The 17,900-nt window shown below is 53.0% G+C and carries 17 protein-coding genes; 12 read left to right on the top strand and 5 right to left on the bottom strand.

The genetic code is table 11. The annotated features are described in order from the left end of the window. Window positions 1-118: 118 nt before the first annotated feature. On the bottom strand, window positions 119-355 hold the full coding sequence (locus OGV83_RS20400) for a DUF1435 domain-containing protein (RefSeq protein ID WP_080516675.1): 237 nt from the start codon (window positions 353-355) through the stop codon (window positions 119-121). Between the two features lie 252 nt (window positions 356-607). Between OGV83_RS20400 and OGV83_RS20395 the strand changes: the two genes are divergently transcribed. Beyond that, window positions 608-1,675 (top strand): GGDEF domain-containing protein, encoded by a 1,068-nt coding sequence (locus tag OGV83_RS20395; RefSeq protein ID WP_012134209.1) that lies wholly within the window; start codon window positions 608-610, stop codon window positions 1,673-1,675. Window positions 1,676-1,797: 122 nt separating this feature from the next. Continuing rightward, window positions 1,798-2,586 (top strand): siderophore-iron reductase FhuF, encoded by a 789-nt coding sequence (gene fhuF, locus OGV83_RS20390; RefSeq protein WP_012134210.1) that lies wholly within the window; start codon window positions 1,798-1,800, stop codon window positions 2,584-2,586. A 30-nt stretch (window positions 2,587-2,616) separates the two neighbouring features. On the opposite strand, the gene OGV83_RS20385 is transcribed toward fhuF, so the two are convergent. Further along, window positions 2,617-3,960: a PTS sugar transporter subunit IIC gene (locus OGV83_RS20385; protein ID WP_024130738.1), complete on the bottom strand. Its 1,344-nt coding sequence runs from the start codon at window positions 3,958-3,960 to the stop codon at window positions 2,617-2,619. Window positions 3,961-4,323: 363 nt separating this feature from the next. Here OGV83_RS20385 and OGV83_RS20380 point away from each other — a divergent pair, with 363 nt between their 5' ends. After that, window positions 4,324-4,782: a YbaK/EbsC family protein gene (locus OGV83_RS20380; protein ID WP_012134213.1), complete on the top strand. Its 459-nt coding sequence runs from the start codon at window positions 4,324-4,326 to the stop codon at window positions 4,780-4,782. A gap of 64 nt (window positions 4,783-4,846) precedes the next feature. Here the strand turns inward: OGV83_RS20380 and bglJ are convergent, their stop codons facing one another. Continuing rightward, window positions 4,847-5,515 carry a DNA-binding transcriptional activator BglJ gene (bglJ, locus tag OGV83_RS20375; protein WP_286464518.1) on the bottom strand — a complete coding sequence of 223 codons (669 nt, stop codon included), beginning with the start codon at window positions 5,513-5,515 and terminating at the stop codon, window positions 4,847-4,849. Then, window positions 5,476-6,198: a LuxR C-terminal-related transcriptional regulator gene (locus OGV83_RS20370; RefSeq protein ID WP_058668534.1), complete on the bottom strand. Its 723-nt coding sequence runs from the start codon at window positions 6,196-6,198 to the stop codon at window positions 5,476-5,478. The genes bglJ and OGV83_RS20370 overlap by 40 nt, the downstream gene beginning before the upstream one ends. Window positions 6,199-6,767: 569 nt before the next feature. Here OGV83_RS20370 and OGV83_RS20365 point away from each other — a divergent pair. The 7 genes from OGV83_RS20365 (at window position 6,768) to OGV83_RS20335 (ending at window position 13,093) form a co-directional block, all read left to right on the top strand. Further along, window positions 6,768-7,544 (top strand): threonine/serine exporter family protein, encoded by a 777-nt coding sequence (locus OGV83_RS20365; RefSeq protein WP_024130740.1) that lies wholly within the window; start codon window positions 6,768-6,770, stop codon window positions 7,542-7,544. After that, window positions 7,535-8,008 carry a threonine/serine exporter gene (locus OGV83_RS20360; RefSeq protein WP_012134217.1) on the top strand — a complete coding sequence of 158 codons (474 nt, stop codon included), beginning with the start codon at window positions 7,535-7,537 and terminating at the stop codon, window positions 8,006-8,008. The genes OGV83_RS20365 and OGV83_RS20360 overlap by 10 nt, the downstream gene beginning before the upstream one ends. Before the next feature lie 124 nt (window positions 8,009-8,132). Beyond that, complete coding sequence (dnaT, locus tag OGV83_RS20355; protein ID WP_049008309.1) at window positions 8,133-8,672, top strand: primosomal protein DnaT; 540 nt, start codon at window positions 8,133-8,135, stop codon at window positions 8,670-8,672. A 2-nt stretch (window positions 8,673-8,674) separates the two neighbouring features. Next, window positions 8,675-9,412 carry a replicative helicase loader DnaC gene (gene dnaC / locus OGV83_RS20350; RefSeq protein ID WP_049008305.1) on the top strand — a complete coding sequence of 246 codons (738 nt, stop codon included), beginning with the start codon at window positions 8,675-8,677 and terminating at the stop codon, window positions 9,410-9,412. Window positions 9,413-9,475: 63 nt separating this feature from the next. Next, entirely contained in the window at window positions 9,476-9,967 is a 492-nt protein-coding gene (locus OGV83_RS20345) for a YjjA family protein (protein WP_058668533.1), read from the top strand. 254 nt (window positions 9,968-10,221) lie between these two features. Continuing rightward, the gene (gene opgB / locus OGV83_RS20340) at window positions 10,222-12,513 is read left to right on the top strand and encodes a phosphatidylglycerol--membrane-oligosaccharide glycerophosphotransferase (RefSeq protein WP_058668532.1); all 2,292 of its coding nucleotides are present in this window, start codon (window positions 10,222-10,224) and stop codon (window positions 12,511-12,513) included. A 64-nt stretch (window positions 12,514-12,577) separates the two neighbouring features. After that, window positions 12,578-13,093, top strand: a complete 516-nt coding sequence (locus OGV83_RS20335; RefSeq protein WP_286464517.1) for a GNAT family N-acetyltransferase — start codon at window positions 12,578-12,580, stop codon at window positions 13,091-13,093. A 286-nt stretch (window positions 13,094-13,379) separates the two neighbouring features. Here OGV83_RS20335 and tsr read toward each other — a convergent pair whose 3' ends face one another. After that, window positions 13,380-15,044, bottom strand: coding sequence for a methyl-accepting chemotaxis protein (tsr, locus tag OGV83_RS20330; protein ID WP_012134223.1), 1,665 nt, complete (start codon window positions 15,042-15,044; stop codon window positions 13,380-13,382). Window positions 15,045-15,410: 366 nt separating this feature from the next. On the opposite strand from tsr, the gene btsT reads away from it, so the two are divergent. Further along, window positions 15,411-17,561, top strand: a complete 2,151-nt coding sequence (btsT, locus tag OGV83_RS20325) for a pyruvate/proton symporter BtsT (RefSeq protein WP_047459136.1) — start codon at window positions 15,411-15,413, stop codon at window positions 17,559-17,561. A gap of 131 nt (window positions 17,562-17,692) precedes the next feature. Further along, on the top strand, window positions 17,693-17,896 hold the full coding sequence (locus OGV83_RS20320) for a YbdD/YjiX family protein (RefSeq protein WP_024130742.1): 204 nt from the start codon (window positions 17,693-17,695) through the stop codon (window positions 17,894-17,896). Window positions 17,897-17,900 lie beyond the last annotated feature (4 nt).

Below are 17,900 nucleotides of genomic sequence, written 5' to 3'. Positions count from 1 at the left end.
GGCGGAATTGGTAGACGCGCTAGCTTCAGGTGTTAGTGTCCTTACGGACGTGGGGGTTCAAGTCCCCCCCCTCGCACCAATTATCTTATTTCCCTTCTCTGTTTTACGTCTTGTTTGTTCATCCCTGATTCAAATTCATCATAACCAGCACCATGCCACTGATCAGCGCGACACATGACGGCAGCAGGACGAAATGCCGTAAGCGTTTGTGATACAGCATCAACGAAGTCAGCAGTAATCCTAATACAATCAGTACCTTCCATGCGTCAATGGAGAGGCCGGCAAACGCCAGTCCGGTAATAAAAATACCCGGCAACAATATCCCCCATCCACTGCCCAGTGTACGCTGCAACATGGCTTTACCTCTGATACCGATAATGATAACCAATAGCATATGATAAAATTTCTCATTTGTCAGCAGTTCGTCACACTTCCTTGTATGAGATTGTCTTAACAATTGATGACATGAATTCAGCAAGGTGATAGATTGGGCGGTGGTTAACTTACAAACAATAAAAACGTTTATTTATGCGGGCTTTTTCCCGCACGTTATTTTTCATTTTGGCCCCAACCAGCGTAATTCATAGATAAATAACGACATTCAGATATGACAGCTCAATCCTGGCGCGCACTACGCACCAAAAAATATCAATTCTCTTTACGCCTTTTTCTGTTTCTCAATGCGGTGTCCGGGCTGTTTACGCTTGTCTTTCCTCTTTATGAGGTCAGGGCTGTCTCAGTCCCGGCAATACTGCTCTTTGTTGCAAGTACGTTACTTCTGATATGGCACGGAAAATATACGCATAAAAAGATTAATATCCCCTTTATTTCTGTTATATCAGGCATATTGTGGGCCTGGCATATCACACTGAAATATAATGCTATGAACCATAGCGATTATACTTTTCTACTCATCGCCCTTCTCTGCGTGTTATTTATTGGCTCCATCGCCTTTGCTAATAATATCATTGCGTTTACGTTCCATTCATTGCCTTCCGTTCTGGCCTGCCTGTGGCTTAATGGCAGCGAACACGGCATACGGATTATTTATCTCATGGCGCTCCCGATGGCGGGCATTGCCATCCAGCATGTTATTCAAAAACGCTATGACGATTTCGCTCAACAGCTGATGTACAAACTGCTGGAAGAGAGAGAAACGCTGAACGGGCTGAGTATGCTCGACCCTTTGACTGGCCTGTATAATCGCCGCGGCCTGCAAAATAAGCTGAATACGCTCCTTGCTCTGGAAACGCACGAAGAACACTACGTATTGCTGCTGGATATCGATCACTTCAAAGCTTATAACGATCACTATGGGCACATGATGGGCGACCAGGCTCTCATTCGCGTTTCAGCCGCGATTCGTGACGCTGTCCGTTCCCGGGATATTGTCACCCGTTTTGGCGGCGAAGAGTTTATGGTCCTGCTGACCGCGACCGATCCACAGGAGGCGCGCACGACCGCCGAACGTATTCGCCAGAAGGTCTACGATCTCAAAATCCCACATATGTTTAATGTCAGCGTGGCGACCAATGTCACCATCAGCGTTGGCATCGCGCCGCTACTGGGTCAGGACATGGAGGCTGCAATCGTCAAGGCAGATAAAGCGCTGTATGAGGCCAAAAACCTGGGGCGCAACAACATTCTTGCGAGTGACGAACTGCGTACGGTCTGACACAGGGCGATATCATCGTGCTACCGCGCACAGCGTCACGACAAAGCGCTTGCCATCGACTATCGCTATCATTAGGATTAGCAATCATTATCATTTAGATTACTATCCTTATATACAGCGCTATGCCTTACCGTTCCGCACCGATCATTGAAGATGTCACCTGGCGAGCCCATCTCCAGCCTGAGATGCCCTCGCTGGCTGAAGCCGTGCGTGAAACGATAACCCGGACGCGCGAACATCTGCTTGATTTTATTCGGCTGGACGAACCGCACCCAACGGGCGCCATGACGCTGGCGCAGTGGGCTCGACCGGGTACGATGCGCTCCCTGCTGGCTATCTATTCCGACCATATTTATCGTCATCAACCGACGCAACCACGCGAAAATAAGCCGCTCATTTCGCTTTGGGCGCAATGGTATATCGGTCTGATGGTACCGCCTCTGATGCTTGCCCTGCTCACCCAGGAAAGGGCCATTGACGTTTCGCCCGAGCACATGCACGTTGAGTTTCACGAAACCGGACGCGCAGCCTGTTTTTGGGTTGATGTGCATCAGGACGAGCGGGCAACCGCGCATTCTCCTCAACAGAGAATGGAAACGCTGATCGTCTCTGCGCTGATGCCGGTCGTTCAGGCACTGGAATCAACCGGCGATATTAACGGTAAGCTTATCTGGAGTAACACCGGGTATCTGATCAACTGGTATCTGACCGAAATGAAACCGCTACTTGGCGAAGCCTTGCTGGCAACGCTGCGCCAGAGCTGCTTCTTCGAAAAGCAACTTTCCAGCGGTCAGGATAACCCGCTGTGGCGTACCGTCGTCCCTCGTGAAGGTCTGCTGGTGCGCCGAACCTGCTGTCAACGCTACCGGTTGCCAGACGTTCAGCAATGCGGTGACTGTACGCTGAAATAAACAAGGCGCCGCAGCGCCTTGTTCAACACGTCAGGCCATCTGCTGACTCTCCTCTTCTGCACGCCCGGCCTCTTCTGCCTCTTGCGCCAGAAGCTGCTTCTCATAAACCTTAAAGAACGGGAAGTATATGATGGCGGACACCAGCGCCAGTATGACCACCAGGATCGCCGCACGGTAGTCCCAGCCCAGTGCCCACGCAGCGCCAACCGGTGCGGGCGCAGTCCACGGCACCACGGAAATCACCCGCCCAATCAGATCCAGTTTCATCGCCGCCCACGCCAGCACGGCATTCACCATTGGCGCCAGCAGGAACGGGATAAAGAACACCGGGTTCATCACAATCGGCGTCCCGAAAATAACCGGTTCGTTGATATTAAAGATACTCGGCACGACGCTTAAGCGGCCAATAGAGCGCAAATGTACGGAACGGCTGCGTAAATAACAAATCACCAGCCCCATCGTGGCGCCAGAACCGCCAATGACGATGAAGAAAGTCCAGAAGGCTTCCATGAAAATGTGCGGCAACGGCGCCCCCTGCGCCAACGCGGTCTGGTTCATACCGAGATTGGTCAGCCAGAACATTTGCAGCATCCCGGAGACAATCGCCGCTCCGTGAATCCCCGCAAACCACAGTAGATGCCCAATCAGCACCGCCAGCAAAATAGCGGGCAACGAATCCGCAGCGGAAACCAGCGGTTTAAAGATCGCCATGATCGCCTGTGGGATCAGCATATCGAACTGCGACTGGATCGCCAGGCTCAGCGGATACAAGGTCAGAACCACCACCAGCACCGGGATCAGCAGATCAAAGGAGTTCTTGATCATCGGCGGCACCTGGTCGGGCAGGCGAATGCCAATGTTATGCGCCTTCAGGAAGCGCATCATTTCAACACAGTAAATCGCCACCAGAATCGCGGTAAAAATCCCCGTTCCTCCCAGGCTGTCAACTGGCATAGTGCCGTTTGTTTTCGGCGCGGCAACCAGCAAGAAGGCCATGATCGAGAGCATGGCGCACATAAACGGATCTAACTGATGCGATTTAACATAGTGTTTGCCCAGGTTATAGGCAATGGCCGCACAGATATAGATGGACATGATCCCCATCGTCATATCAAACGGCGTCAAAATCTGGCTTTCAAACTGTTTCGCCAGCGCCAGCCAGCCACGGGCAAATCCCCAGGTGGTGTCCGGTGAGAAAGGAGGATAGGCGAAAACCAGCAGGAAGGAGCCGACAATCATAAACGGCATTGCCGAAATGAAGCCATCACGAATTGCCATAACATGACGTTGTGAGGAAATACGTCCGGCAACGGGACTTACGTAGTTTTCGACAAACCGAAAAATCACATTAAACACAGCATGGTTGGTAGACATAGCGTTCTCCTGTCAGTCAAAACAACATAGACGTGCTGGCAGCAGCACCGCCGTGTAAGGGTCCATTACTACTTTTCGCGACCGCGCCGGGGAGAACACCAGCGATACAGCAGAGAGAATGAAGTTTCATAAATGGCTCTTATTATGTGATACAGAGGAAGTGACAGGTTCAGTATTAATCCCCGCCCGCCGGACTGCAACCGGTTACTGTAACCGGTTTCCGTGAATGTGAAGACGATCGAAAAATCGCTCATGCTGCTGGTTTATTACATAAATTATTTACAGTGGCGCTTTCCTTATGACAAATTACGCCACGCGGTTTTCTGAAAAACAGGACTGCTAATACAGCGTCAGGAGAAAAGAATGAGTCTGCAATCGGTACGGCAGTTTCTGGCCGAACGTGCCCCGGATATTGAAATCATCGAATTAAATCAGAGTACGGCGACGGTGGAACTGGCAGCGAAAGCGCACAATGTCGCGCCAGGACAGATAGCGAAAACGCTTTCGCTTAAGGTGAAAGACGACATTATTCTGGTTGTCGCCAAAGGCGATGCTCGCCTGGATAATAAGAAACTCAAGAGCACGTTTGGCGCAAAAGCGCGAATGCTCAGCAGCGATGAAGTAGTGATCGCCACAGGGCACCCGGTCGGCGGTGTCTGCCCTTTCGGGCTGGAAACGCCTCTGCCCGTCTATTGCGACGTCTCATTAAAACATTATGCTGAAGTCTTACCAGCAGCAGGGGCAACGCACAGTGCAGTCCGAATTTCCCCCGACAGAATGGCAGAACTCACTTCAGCAACCTGGATTGATGTGTGCCAGTGATGCTATTTGTGCCCGGGCGATAAACCCGGCACAAGCAACCTGTAAATACAGAGCGACTACAGAATTACGCGGATAAGCGACCCGGCTTTTCGGCGCGCAGAGACAGCAGGATATCCGCCGCATCAAGCAATCCGGCATCTGAGCTGACGCCCAGTTTAGACATCACATTAAATTTATGGGCGCGAATCGTCTTGATATTGCGTTCCAGCTGGACGGCTATCTGTGGCATCGAATAACCATTCGACATAAAACGCAGAATTTCACGCTCAGTGGGGCTTATCATTCGGCTCTGATTGAGATACCAGAGGTTCAGAGTGTGTTCCGTCACCTCTCGCTTACTGTTCAATAATAAAAAGAGCTTTTCCTGCAAACTGGTCAGTGACGACGCTTTACTTAAGACCCCATCTAACGGCGAAGGCGACAGCGAATCAATTAACCGGGCTTCCGCATCATCATCCGCGATGACCAGTCGGCGCACACGAGGAAAATTCACAGCCAGTTCCGCCAGATAAGCCAGCCCCATCCGGCGATCTTCCCGCATCGCAGAAAGTGAAAAAATAACGACGGAAAAGGGAGTACTTAACATCGCTTTCTGGAAAGCAGATTGAGTTGGAAAAATATGAAGTTTATATTGGCAATCAGGAAACGCGTCAAATAAACTCTTCATTCCAATACTGCTCATTACGCACTTCTCTATGAGTGCGACATTTCCCTTGGCAATTCTGTTTTCCATTCAGTAGCATCTCCATAAACTGAAGGTAAATTCAATTCTCTTGCTCCCTGAGAACTGTTTATCCAGGCATACATCTCAGCATTGCTGTGTATTGACAGACGCCGCATCGCACTGTTTTTCTGCGCGCTAATCGTTTTATTACTCTTCTTAAGCAACATCGCTATCTGATTAATCCCCCAACCCTTACCCAGAAGCCGTAACACTTTCCGTTCCGACAGCGTAAGAACAACCGGACGATGGCCAAAACTCGAGACGTCTGGCAGAGCGGGAGATAGCAGCGTCTTACTGATCCTGTCCGTATGGGCATTGCCTGCTTCAATCACGTTTACCAGATTCTCAACCGGTTCAACGTCAGACAGCAACGTACTGAAGGGGCTCATCAGAAGCTCAATCGCCTGTGAGTAAAACGCACGGGAAACAAGAAATATCCAGTGAATATCATGGTATTGAGATAATAAAGCGTAAAATTGCTCGCAGACAGCGCGGGGATGTTTACATTCTCCCGTTAAATCCGTAATCACTACATCGGAGCGGCGCAGCTGCATTAATGTCAGTTCTTCTACGGAACGGCAGTACATCAGTTCATAAGCAGGGAAATGGCCCTGCACCACCTCTTTTAACCCCGTCTGTATAACAGGTATTTTACTGATAATAATTATGTTTTTGCGGCATCCTGGCAACATATCTCCTCCATATCCACAGGTCTCCCCTCCTGTTCACTCATTAATAAATAATATAATTAATGAGAAAAACAGACGTGGTAATAGACGAAGTGAATTGTTTATCCTTGGCTTTTATTTGAAATGTTATAGCAATAACGACTCTATACAATGATCCGCATAGTATAAAATCACCAAACTATTATTGCATAATTACCGCTAAAAATAATTGCGGTACAATTAAATTAACTAAATTAGATCATTAGCATTTCTAACATATGCAAGGGGAATTTAATAAACTCACGCTATGTTTCGCATCAGATAGTTATGCTTTCAGGAAGCACAAGAAAAGAATATCGTCTCATTAATTTCAGAGGTTACAGACGATACTTCATTCCCTGTCATTCACGTCCGACGTAAGGCATTCAATATACTGCAATTATGACATTCAGCGACTGATTGTCTGGCATCCTGCCTCTTTTTTCATCACAAAATTGATCTTAGCCAGAGCCAAAAGGGTCGGGCTTCATGATACAAAGAAGACTTTCGTCATTCAGATGGTACGCAACGCGTCTTTTCAGTCAGGGCGAGTCATGCAAACAGAGCAGTCGTTACAGCGAACGGTTACACGGTTATGTATTCAATGCGGGCTTTTTTTACTGCAACACGGCGCAGAGAGCGCGCTGGTTGATGAACTCTCCACCCGCCTGGGGCTGGCGTTAGGGATGGACAGCGTGGAAAGCGCCATCTCCTCCAACGCTATCGTTCTCACCACCATTAAAGATGGGCAGTGTCTGACATCGACACGTAAGAACCAGGATCGCGGTATTAATATGCACGTTGTCACGGAGGTGCAGCATATTGTCATCCTGGCCGAACATAATTTGCTGGATATAAAAGGCGTAGAGAAGCGCTTTAGCCAGCTCAGACCGTTGCGCTACCCGCGGTGGCTGGTGTCGCTGATGGTCGGGCTTTCCTGCGCCTGTTTCTGCAAACTGAATAACGGCGGATGGGATGGCGCGGTGATCACCTTTTTCGCCAGCATGGTGGCGATGTATATTCGCCAGATGCTGGCGCACCGGCATTTACACCCACAAATCAACTTTTGCATCACCGCTTTTGTCGCCACCACCATTTCCGGCCTTTTGCTTCGCTTGCCCACTTTCAGCCATACCCCGACCATCGCCATGGCCGCCAGCGTCTTACTGCTGGTGCCGGGGTTTCCGCTGATTAATTCCGTTGCGGATATGTTTAAGGGCCACATTAATACCGGTCTGGCACGCTGGGCGATTGCCAGTCTGTTAACGCTGGCGACGTGCGTCGGCGTGGTGATGTCGATGACGCTGTGGGGGCTACGCGGATGGGTGTAATCGATTTTCTTCTGGCGCTGATGCAGGACATGATTCTCTCCGCAATCCCGGCAGTGGGCTTTGCGATGGTGTTCAACGTGCCGCACCGGGCGCTCCCCTGGTGTGCGTTGCTCGGCGCGCTGGGCCACGGCTCACGCATGGTGATGATGACCGCCGGGTTTAATATCGAATGGTCGACATTTATGGCCTCGCTGCTGGTAGGGAGCATCGGCATTCAGTGGTCGCGCTGGTATCTGGCGCACCCCAAAGTCTTTACCGTCGCGGCAGTCATCCCGATGTTTCCGGGGATATCCGCCTATACGGCAATGATATCCGCCGTCAAAATCAGCCACTTTGGCTACAGCGAACCGTTGATGATCACATTGCTGACCAATTTCCTGAAAGCCTCCTCTATTGTCGGCGCGCTTTCCATCGGGCTTTCCGTTCCCGGTCTGTGGCTGTATCGCAAACGCCCACGGGTGTGATGCTTTTCTCCCTGCGCTCAGGCAGGGTGAGGCTGCGTTCCCTCACCCTGCCGATATCTCCCGTCTGTGTGTTACTATAAAAACAGTATTCCTTCTCGGTTGTGGTTCCCTGTTGAGAAACATTATGTCTTCCAGAATTTTGACCCCGGACGTCATCGGTATTGACGCCTTATTACACGATCACAACGCGGTGCTGGCAAAATCGGCAAGCGGCGCGGTGGCGGTCTTCGCCAATAACGCGCCCGCGTTTTATGCCGTGACGCCGGCACGTCTGGCGGAACTGCTGGCACTGGAGGAAAAGTTATCGCGCCCGGGAAGCGATGTCACACTGGATGCTCAACTCTACGAAGACTCCCAGGCCGCGCCTGTGGCTGTTCCGCTGGGGAAATTCGCCATGTACGCAGACTGGCAGCCGGATGCTGACTTTCAGCGGCAGGCCGCGCTGTGGGGCGTCGCGCTAAGGGAACCCGTCACCGCCGAAGAGCTGGCCTCGTTTGTGGCTTACTGGCAAGCGGAAGGTAAGATTTTTCACCACATCCAGTGGCAGCAAAAGCTGGCGCGCAGCGTGCAAATCAGCCGGGCCAGTAACGGCGGTATGCCGAAACGTGATGTGAACAACGTCAGCGAACCTGACGACCATATTCCACCTGGTTTTCGAGGGTAACGATGAAAAACGTTGGCGACCTGATGAAACGTCTGCAAAAAATGATGCCAGCAAATGTTGAGCCTGCATTCAAAACGGGCGAAGAACTGCTGGCATGGCAGAAAGAGCAAGGCGAAATGCGTGCGGCAGCGCTGGCGCGTGAAAACCGGGCGATGAAAATGCAGCGCACGTTCAACCGTTCCGGCATCCGTCCGCTGCATCAAAACTGCTCGTTTGATAACTATCGTGTTGAGAACGACGGGCAGATGAACGCGCTGAGCAAAGCGCGGCAGTACGTCGAAGAGTTCGACGGCAACATCGCCAGCTTTATCTTTTCGGGCAAACCCGGCACCGGGAAAAACCATCTCGCGGCGGCAATCTGCAATGAACTGCTGCTGCGCGGAAAATCGGTTTTGATCATTACCGTCGCCGATATTATGTCCGCGATGAAAGGCACCTTTAGCAATCGCGAAACCAGCGAAGAGCAGTTGCTCAACGATCTCAGCAATGTGGATCTGCTGGTGATCGACGAGATCGGCATGCAGACCGAATCCCGCTATGAAAAAGTGATCATCAACCAGATCGTCGATCGCCGCTCATCATCCAAACGCCCTACCGGGATGTTAACCAACAGCAATATGGATGAGATGACCAAACTTCTTGGCGAGCGCGTAATGGATCGTATGCGTCTGGGAAACAGTCTGTGGGTGATCTTCAACTGGGAAAGCTACCGTAGCCGCGTCACCGGCAAAGAGTATTAAGACCATTCCGACCCAGGCAAGCGCTATACTGCGACGAAAAGTACACACACACGAGTCATAACGATGAAAACCACAAAACGTCTTCTGTGCTGCGCGGTTGCCGCCAGCGCGTTTATCGCCACCAGCGCTTTCGCCGCGTCCTGGCAGGATTCTCTCTCCAGCGCCGCCAGCGAACTGAGCAAACAAAGCAGCTCTTCACAGCAGGGCGGCATGTCGCTGTCTTCTCTGACCAGCCTGCTGAATGGCGGCAATCAGGCATTAAGCGCTGATAACATGAACAACGCGGCAGGTATTTTGCAGTATTGCGCGAAACAGAAACTGACTTCTGTTACCGATGCGGAAAACGTTAAAAACCAGGTGCTGGATAAACTGGGACTTGGCGCCGCCGAACAGAAGCAGGACACCAATTATCTGGATGGCATTCAGGGTCTGCTGAATACCCAAAATGGCGAACAGCTTAGTCTGGATAACATTGGCAGCACGCCGCTGGCGGAAAAAGTGAAAACCAAAGCCTGCGACCTGGTGTTAAAACAGGGGATGAACTTCATTTCCTGATGCGCCAACATGCCGCGTTTCAACCGTTTAGCGTTGAGCGCGGCCTGACCTCTCTCTTTCTACTTCTCTCTGTCTCGCCTTCCCCGCATCACGGGAAGTGACGACGATCAAAAAAGCCAGGTTCTAAACCAATTCTTAATCACTGCACATTTTAATGTCACCATAATTGCAGCAATATGACATCGCCATTACATTGTATGTCCTGAAAAGAGATTACGCCGCCTGCCGAATGCGGGTTTATTGAGGATCATCAGTTGTCTGAGTTACTTTCCATCGCCCTGTTTCTCGCGTCCGTGCTGATTTATGCGTGGAAAGCGGGTCGCAACACCTGGTGGTTTGCCGCCATTTTAGCGGTACTTGGGCTTTTTGTTGTCTTAAATATTACGCTCTATGCCAGTGATTACTTTACCGGTGACGGCATTAACGATGCGGTTCTCTACACGCTGACCAACAGCCTGACGGGTGCCGGCGTCAGCAAATATATTCTGCCCGGCGCCGGTATCGTACTTGCGCTGGCCGCCGTATTTGGCGCGTTAGGCTGGGTTCTGCGCAGGCGTCGCCACCATCCTCACCATTTTGGCTACAGCCTGCTGGCGCTCTTACTGGCGCTGGGATCGGTGGATGCCAGCCCGGCATTTCGCCAGATCTCCGAACTGGTCAAATCCCAGTCGCGCGATGGCGACCCGGACTTCCCGGCTTATTACAAAGAGCCGTCGAAAACGATCCCGAATCCGCAGCTCAACCTGGTCTATATCTACGGTGAAAGCCTGGAGCGCACCTATTTTGATAACGATGCCTTCCCGGATCTCACGCCGGAACTCGGCGCGCTGAAAAACGAAGGGCTGGATTTCAGCCACACCATGCAATTGCCGGGCACAGATTACACCATCGCCGGAATGGTCGCCTCGCAGTGCGGCATCCCGCTGTTTGCGCCGTTTGAAGGCAACGCGTCGGCTTCCGTATCCAGCTTCTTCCCGCAGAATATCTGTCTGGGCGATATCCTGAAAAACTCCGGCTATCAGAACTATTTTGTGCAGGGCGCAAATCTGCGTTTCGCCGGAAAAGACGTGTTCCTCAAATCCCACGGTTTCGACCACCTGTATGGTGCGGAAGAGTTAAAAACCGTGGTGGCAGACCCGAGCTACCGTAACGACTGGGGCTTTTACGACGATACGGTGCTCGACGAGGCATGGAAAAAGTTTGAAGAACTCTCTCGCTCCGGCCAGCGTTTCTCGCTGTTTACGCTGACGGTGGATACTCACCACCCGGACGGGTTTATCTCACGCACCTGTAACCGCAAGCGTTACGACTTCGACGGTAAGCCGAACCAGTCCTTTAGTGCCGTCAGTTGCAGCCAGGAGAACATCGCCGAATTTATCAATAAAATCAAAGCATCGCCGTGGTTTAAAAATACCGTCATCGTGGTTTCCTCCGACCATCTGGCGATGAACAACACCGCGTGGAAGTACCTGAACAAACAGGATCGCAACAACCTGTTCTTCGTGCTGCGCGGCGACCAGCCTCAGCAGGATACGCTGGCGGTGAAACGCAACACGATGGATAACGGCGCGACCGTGCTGGATATTCTGGGCGGGGATAACTTTATCGGCCTGGGGCGCAGCAGCCTCTCCGGTCAGTCGCTGTCGGAAGTCTTCCTGAACAGCAAAGAGAAGATCCTGGCGATGAAGCCGGACATTATTCGCCTGTGGAACTTCCCGAAAGAGATGAAGGATTTTACCGTCGATCGGGATAAAGACATGATCGCTTTCTCAGGGAGCCACTTCCGCCTGCCGCTGCTGTTGCGGGTGTCGGATAAGCGCGTCGAACCGCTGCCGGAAAGTGAATACTCCGCCCCGCTGCGTTTCCAGTTGGCTAATTTTGCCCCGCGCGATAACTTCGTCTGGGTCGATCGCTGCTACAAAATGGCGCAGCTGTGGGCGCCGGAGCTGGCGCTCTCCACCGACTGGTGCGTTTCACAAGGGCAACTGGGCGGGCAACAAAGCGTCCAGCACGTCGATAAAGCACAGTGGAAAGGCAAAACGGCGTTTAAAGATACGGTTATCGATATGGAACGTTACAAAGGCAACGTTGATACGTTGAAAATCGTCGATAACGATATTCGTTACAAAGCCGACAGTTTTATCTTTAACGTGGCTGGCGCGCCGGAAGAGGTGAAACAGTTCAGCGGGATTTCACGACCGGAATCGTGGGGGCGCTGGTCTAATGCGCAACTGGGTGATGAAGTGAAGATTGAATACAACACGCCGTTACCGAAGAAATTCGATCTGGTGATCACCGCCAAAGCCTTTGGCGCGAATGCTAATCGCCCTATTCCTGTTCGCGTAGGCAAGGAAGAACAGACGCTGGTGTTAGAAAACGAAGTCACCACAACAACGCTGCATTTTGATAACCCGTCAAATGCCAGTACGCTGGTGATTGTGCCGCCCGACCCGGTATCGACCAATGAAGGCAATATTCTCGGCCACTCCCCGCGTAAGCTCGGTATTGGGATGGTTGAGATTAAAGTGGTGAATGCCGAAGGCTAAACTTAGTACAGGCCCGATAACACAACGTTTATCGGGTCTGCGCAATCCACGCTATACTCCCCGCATGAAGATGACTTTTCGCCCTACCACGCTGGCTGATATCACCGTCATGCCCGCCATTGAACGTTCTGCGGGTCAACGCTTTCGGGACGTGCCTGCGCTGGCATGGATAGCCGACGGCCCTGTTATTTCAGTTGAACAACACCGGGAACACGCCGCAAAAGGATTAAGCTGGCTGGCGCTGGCCGATGAGCGTCCTGTCGGTTTTTTACTGGCCGAGGCGCTGGATTCATCGCTGTTTATCGCCGAGGTGTCTCTGCTGTGTGAATGGCAGGGGAAAGGCATTGGTCGTCAACTGATTGCGTACGTCGCGGAGCAGGCGCGCAGCGGCGGTTTTGACGCGCTGACGCTTACCACCTTTCGGGATGTGGCGTGGAATGCGCCGCTCTATGCGCGAATGGGATTTGTGGTGCTGGATGATGAGCACCTGTCGCCAGGGTTACGTCAAAAGCGAGAGGAAGAAGCGGCGCACGGTCTGGCGTATGAATCACGCTGCGCCATGCGCCTGAGGCTGGTCTGAAGCGCCCGATGGCGGCTGTCGCCTTATCGGGCCTACAAGCACCGCATCCATACCGTATGCCGGATTCATCCGGCATCACAGCAGCTCCCTGCCCGTAGGCCGGATAAGCGCCAGCGCCATCCGGCATCACAGCAGCTCCCTACCCGTAGGCCGGATAAGCGCCAGCGCCATCCGGCAACACAGCAGCCTCCTACCCGTAGGCCGGATAAGCGCCAGCGCCATCCGGCATCACAGCAGCTCCTTACCCGTAGGCCAGATAAGCGCCAGCGCCATCCGGCATGACGGCTTAGAAGGTTTCCCAGTTATCGCCGCTATCCGCGACGGCTGCTTTACGCGGCAGTACAGACGCAGAAGCCGGTTTCACCGCTGCGGCATCACGCGCACGCTGCTGTTCCTGCTGAATGCGGAATACGGCAACGGCCTGCGTCAAGCGGCTGGCCTGCTCTTCCAGCGCGGCAGCGGCGGCGGCAGACTCTTCCACCAGCGAGGCGTTCTGCTGGGTAACGCGATCCATCTCCGCTACCGCCAGGCCAACCTGGTCAATACCACGGCTTTGCTCATCAGATGCCGAGGCGATTTCCCCCATGATATCGGTCACACGCGTCACCGCGTTCACGATTTCATCCATCGTTTCACCGGCGCTTTCGACCAGCGTTGAGCCCACATCCACACGGCTGACGGAGTCTTCAATCAGGCTCTTGATCTCACGCGCCGCCTGCGCACTGCGTTGCGCCAGGTTGCGAACTTCACCCGCTACCACGGCAAAACCACGACCCTGTTCACCCGCACGCGCCGCTTCTACCGCCGCGTTCAGCGCCAGGATGTTGGTCTGGAAAGCAATACCGTCGATCACACTGATGATGTCGGCAATTTTCTGCGAACTGGAAGCAATATCACGCATCGTTTGCACGACATTATCCACCACTTTACCGCCTTTCTGCGCGGTTTCAGACGCGCTCAATGCCAGATGGCTGGCCTGACGCGCGTTCTCGGCGTTCTGTTTCACCGTGGCGGTCAGCTCTTCCATGCTGGCGGCGGTCTCTTCCAGAGAGGCGGCCTGCTGTTCAGTACGGGAAGAGAGATCGTTGTTGCCCATCGCGATTTCGCTGGCGCCGCTGTAAATCGCATTCGCGCCGTTACGCACATCACCGACGGTACGAACCAGCTCGCCCTGCATATGACGCAGGCTCTGCGCCAGTTGTCCCATTTCGTTAGAGCCTTCCACATCAATGCGTTTCACCAGATCGCCGTTCGCAATATGACGAATACTTTCGATCAGACGGTTCATCGGCGCGATCAGGGAGAGCTTAATGCCGAACCAGACGGCGACGATCACCAGCAGCACAACGATTAACACGCTCGCCAGTACCCACATCGCCTGGCTGTATGAACGGTTATTATCTTCTACCGCAATGTCATACAGACGATCGTTCTGCTGCATGTAGTTAACATACTGCTTCTCAAAACCGTCCTGATAACCCTGAGTGGGCTGATCGAAGAAGTCGTTGATCTTACCTGCGCCCAACAGCTGGATCAGCTCCGCCAGCGCATTATGGTAGATATCGTAGTTACGCTTGATCTCCACTGCCGCCGTTTCACTCTGGCGCGGATCGCGAGGCAACGCCTCGTACTCAGCCCAGTGTTTTTCCGCCAGTTTCAGAGAGGTCGTCGCAATTTGCATCAGATCGGTAACGGTCGCACCGCTGCCAATATTGTTCTGATCCATCATGTAACGGATACCCGCCCGGTTCAGGGTGTTTCGCGTTTGCAGCAGCGCAACCCAGCTGGCGTTCAGCGTGGACTGTTGCTGACGAATGGTTTGCAGAACGGTGAAGTTCTCTTTGTCATTCTTCAATGAGTTAAAGAACAAACCGCCTGAGGTGAGTTGTAAAAGGCCAAATATTGCCAGGACCAGCAGCAAGCTGGTCACAATCTTGATTCGTTTTAACATGTTTTCTCTTTCCGCTAGACAGATACCAGAATTTTCGGCCTGGAAAGGGAAAACTTTACCGAATTCGTACTGGTTGGGACGATATCAGCACGAATGATTCTCCGTTCACGATCGACGAAAAAGAAATGCTGGATTTTAATTAGTGATCTCAATCACATAAATGACCGCATCCCGCCGTCGGAAAAACCACTCACTGACACTCCTGACCGCTTAAGCCCACATATAACCACTCACTTATTTACCTTACTTTACGCGCGCGTATCTCTGGCAGGATCACCTCAGCATAGCAGTCAATTTACCTCCTCAAACACAGACTCAAACCCAACGGCTTCGGCCAATTATTAATCTTAAAAACCAGGTTTTACTATGGATACGAAAAAGATATTCAAGCACATACCCTGGGTGATTCTTGGAATCATCGGTGCATTCTGCCTCTCGGTCGTCGCCTTACGCAGAGGTGAGCACGTCAGCGCCCTGTGGATCGTGGTCGCTTCCGTCTCTGTTTATCTGGTGGCTTATCGCTACTACAGCCTGTACATCGCCCAGAAGGTGATGAAACTCGACCCAACGCGTGCTACGCCTGCGGTCATTAATAACGACGGCCTGAACTACGTCCCGACAAACCGTTACGTACTGTTTGGTCACCACTTTGCCGCTATCGCTGGCGCCGGTCCGCTGGTCGGCCCGGTTCTGGCCGCGCAAATGGGCTACCTGCCGGGTACGCTGTGGCTGCTGGCGGGCGTAGTGCTGGCCGGTGCGGTACAGGACTTCATGGTGCTGTTTATCTCTTCCCGCCGTAACGGCGCGTCTCTCGGTGAGATGATCAAAGAAGAGATGGGCCCGGTGCCGGGCACCATCGCCCTGTTTGGCTGCTTCTTAATCATGATCATCATCCTCGCGGTACTGGCGCTGATCGTGGTAAAAGCGCTGGCCGAAAGCCCGTGGGGCGTCTTCACCGTTTGCTCAACCGTACCTATCGCGCTGTTTATGGGGATCTACATGCGCTTCCTGCGTCCGGGACGTGTGGGTGAAGTCTCCGTTATTGGCATCGTGCTGCTGGTTGCCTCTATTTACTTCGGCGGCGTGATTGCGCACGACCCGTACTGGGGCCCGGCGCTGACCTTTAAAGACACCACCATTACCTTCGCGCTGATCGGTTACGCGTTTATTTCCGCACTGCTGCCGGTATGGCTGATCCTCGCCCCGCGCGACTATCTGGCAACCTTCCTGAAAATCGGCGTTATCGTCGGTCTGGCGCTGGGGATTCTGATCCTCAACCCAGAGCTGAAAATGCCAGCGATGACCCAGTACATCGACGGTACCGGCCCGCTGTGGAAAGGCGCGCTGTTCCCGTTCCTGTTCATCACCATCGCCTGTGGCGCGGTATCTGGCTTCCACGCGCTGATCTCTTCCGGTACGACGCCGAAACTGCTGGCTTGTGAAACCGACGCGCGTTTCATCGGCTATGGCGCAATGCTGATGGAGTCCTTCGTGGCGATCATGGCGCTGGTTGCGGCGTCTATCATCGAACCGGGTCTCTACTTCGCGATGAACACCCCACCGGCGGGCCTCGGTATTACCATGCCGAACCTGCACGAAATGGGTGGCGAGAACGCGCCGCTGATTATGGCGCAACTGAAAGACGTCACCGCACACGCGGCGGCAACCGTCAGCTCCTGGGGCTTTGTGATTTCGCCTGAGCAGATCCTGCAAACCGCGAAAGACATCGGCGAACCGTCGGTACTGAACCGCGCAGGTGGCGCACCGACGCTGGCGGTCGGTATCGCTCACGTATTCCACAAAGTGTTGCCGATGGCTGACATGGGCTTCTGGTATCACTTCGGTATTCTGTTCGAAGCGCTGTTCATCCTGACCGCGCTGGATGCAGGCACCCGCTCCGGCCGCTTTATGTTGCAGGATCTGCTGGGTAACTTCGTCCCGTTCCTGAAGAAAACCGACTCTCTGGTTGCTGGCGTCATCGGTACTGCGGGTTGCGTCGGTCTGTGGGGCTACCTGCTGTATCAGGGCGTGGTTGATCCGCTGGGCGGCGTTAAGAGCCTGTGGCCGCTGTTCGGTATCTCCAACCAGATGCTGGCCGCCGTGGCGCTGGTTCTGGGTACCGTGGTACTGGTTAAAATGCAGCGCACCAAATACATCTGGGTTACCGTTATCCCGGCAGTATGGCTGCTGATCTGCACCACCTGGGCGCTGGGTCTGAAACTGTTCAGCACCAACCCGCAGATGGAAGGCTTCTTCTACATGGCTAACCAGTACAAAGAGAAGATTGCCAACGGCAGCGAACTGACCGCGCAGCAAATTGCCAATATGAACCACATCGTCGTGAACAACTACACCAACGCAGGCCTGAGTATTCTGTTCCTGGTAGTGGTGTACAGCATCATCTTCTATGGGTTCCGTACCTGGCAGAAAGCCCGCACCATCAACGGTCGTACCGATAAAGAGACGCCGTATGTACCGGTGCCGGAAGGCGGCGTGAAGACCTCTTCACACCATTAATCGGATGCCGGGTGGCGCTACGCTTACCCGGCCTACAAAATGCAGTTAACGTAGGCCGGATAAGGCGCAAGCCGCCATCCGGCAAAACCAACGCCCGGTTCGCTGGGCTTTATTCATATCTGGATGAGAAAATGTTTGGTAACTTAGGTCAGGCAAAAAAATATCTCGGCCAGGCGGCGAAGATGTTGATTGGCATTCCAGACTACGACAACTATGTCGAGCATATGCAAACCAACCATCCAGACAAGCCGTACATGAGCTATGAAGAATTCTTCCGCGAGCGCCAGCAGGCACGTTACGGCGGCGACGGAAAAGGCGGCATGCGCTGCTGTTAATGGA

Origin of the sequence: Citrobacter sp. CK189, assembly GCF_030333505.1 — a bacterium.
In the GTDB taxonomy this organism is placed as follows: Bacteria; Pseudomonadota; Gammaproteobacteria; order Enterobacterales; family Enterobacteriaceae; genus Citrobacter_B; species Citrobacter_B koseri.
This window is presented reverse-complemented; position numbering and strand designations above follow the sequence as displayed.